We start from the raw sequence: 2,284 nt of genomic DNA, 5'->3' as shown, positions 1-2,284 counted from the left end.
CGATCATGACCCGCAACTCGCGGATGCCCGAGTCGCTGGCCGCCGACCTCGACGCCGAGTGCTCCGCCTGCCTCATGGGCGCGCGCCGGCTCGGTGAGCTGTTCGACCGCTACGGCGTCGCCACGGTCGAGTCCTGCTTCGACGCGATCCTGTCGCGGACGACCGAGACCTACCGTCGCGAGATCCTCTCCCAGATCCCGGTGGGCAGCTGGGTGTGGGAGGACTACGCCGAGCACGACGGCGTCGACGAGCCGATGCTGCACACCCAGCGGATCACCCTCACCCGCACGCCTCCGGACGATCCCGAGGGCGAGCGGCTGGTCCTCGACTTCGACGGCACGAGCGCGCAGGCCAAGGGCCCGATCAACCACTGTGGTGACTACAGCGACGGCGTGTTCTTGAAGAAGTGGCTCGCGCCGATCCTGCGCAACCTCGCCGACTCCCCGGAGCGGATGGCCGAGCTCGACGTCAACGAGGGCGTGGTGCCGCTGATCGAGATGCGGTTCCCCGAGCCCGGCACCCTGCTCACGCCGGTCTTCCCCGCGCCGACCAACGCGCGCACGTTCGTGATCCTGCGCCTGCTCGGCGTGCTCGCCGGGGTGGTCGCGAAGGCGGTGGACGGCCGGATGCCGGCCGACCAGGAGACGATCCGCTACACCGGCGTGTACGGCGAGGACCTCGACGGCCGGCCCTACCTCATGCGCGAGGTCCTCGGCGGCGGCTCCGGCGGCCGGTACTACGCCGACGGCGAGGACACCATCCACGTGGTGCCGGACTCCCGGAACCTGCCGACGGAGTTCACCGAGGCCCGGTTCCCGTTCCGCGTCGAGTCGCTCTCGCTCACGATGGACAGCGGGGGAGCGGGCCGGTTCCGCGGCGGTCTCGGCTACGAGAAGCACATCCGGATGCTCAAGGACGGCCACTTCATGTCGATCGCCGACCGGTCGATCCTGGCCTGCTGGGGCGTCAAGGGCGGCCAGGCCGGCAAGCCGTTCCAGGTCACGATCGATCCCGGCGGCCCCCGCGAGCGGGAGGTCGACGCCCTGGCCGACGCCGAGCCGGTGGCCGCGGGCGAGGTAATCCGGATCCGCACCACCGGAGGCGGTGGCTGGGGCGACCCGCTGCAGCGCGACCCGGCCCTCGTGGTCCGCGACGTGGTGTGGCGCAAGGTCTCCCCGGAGGCCGCGCTCGCCGACTACGGCGTGGTGCTGACCGGCTCCCTGGACGACGACTCGGTGGGCTTCGACGAGGCGGCGACCGCCGCCGAGCGGGCCGCCCGGCCGGCCGCGAGCGAGGCGTTCTTCGACCGCGGCCCCGGCTACGCCACGCTGGCCGCGGGGGCGCCGTACGCCGAGGTCGACCTGGTCTGACCCCGGGCGCGGTCCTCGGCTCGGGCGACCCTCTTGCCCGGCGTACCTCGTCGGCGCACCATGGAAGGACGGCGCCCGAAGAGGTGAGGCCGATGGGCACGACCGATGTCCTGAGCAGGTCACTCCAGCACACGCACACGCGGCTGGCCGAGCGGCTCGAGGCCGCTCGGGCCATGGCCGCTCCGCCGGGGGAGCCGCGCGGCGACCGGCAGCGCATCGACGCGTTCCTGGGCGAGGCCAGCAAGCACCTCCACGCGATCGACGCCGTGCTGGTGCCCGAGGCCCGGCGCGTGCTGTCCGACGGCGGCTCCCGGGTGCACGACTACCTGCATGCGGCCAAGGAACTCGAGGTCGTGCTCGCGCACGTGAAGGCCCACGAGTACGGCTCCGTCTACGAGACGCAGTTCGCCTGGCCCGCCGTGTGGTCCGACGTCGACGAGGCGTTGGCCGAGCAGTTCCGTCGTGAGCACGACCTCGGCGAGCTGCTCGCCGGGGCGCTCGACGACGACGAGCTGGACCGGCTGGCCCAGCGGCTCCACGACGCAGAGCTGGCGGCGCCGAGCAGGCCGCACCCCTACACGCCCCACACCGGCCTGCCCGGCGTCGTCGCCCGCCGCGTCATGCACCTCGCCGACCGCTTCTGGGACGCCGTCGAGGGCCGGATGGTGCCCGAGCCGGAGCAACCGCCCAAGCCGCCCCCCGGCCGGCTGGCCCAGTACCTCCTGGCCGACCCGCACTTCGACCCGCGCTACGAGGAGGACCGGGCCGCCCGCCGTGCGCGCCGTCAGCGTCGACGCGCGGGCGCTCGGCAGGTGTCCGGCTAGCAGCCCTCGCTAGGGTCGGCGCATGACCCGGATCGCGCTGCTCGGCGGACACGGCAAGACCGGCCGGGCGGTGGCGGCGGCGCTGGCCGC

2 protein-coding genes are annotated in these 2,284 nt (G+C 73.6%); both read left to right on the top strand.

The features are described 5' to 3' along the window. On the top strand, window positions 1–1,370 hold a 1,370-nt coding region (locus VGD85_RS05225), incomplete at its 5' end, for a hydantoinase B/oxoprolinase family protein (protein ID WP_331062387.1). A gap of 92 nt (window positions 1,371–1,462) precedes the next feature. Continuing rightward, window positions 1,463–2,194 (top strand): hypothetical protein, encoded by a 732-nt coding sequence (locus tag VGD85_RS05220; protein ID WP_331062386.1) that lies wholly within the window; start codon window positions 1,463–1,465, stop codon window positions 2,192–2,194. Window positions 2,195–2,284: the final 90 nt, after the last annotated feature.

It is taken from the genome of Nocardioides sp. (assembly GCF_036401255.1).
Taxonomy (GTDB): Bacteria; Actinomycetota; Actinomycetes; order Propionibacteriales; family Nocardioidaceae; genus Nocardioides.
This window is presented reverse-complemented; position numbering and strand designations above follow the sequence as displayed.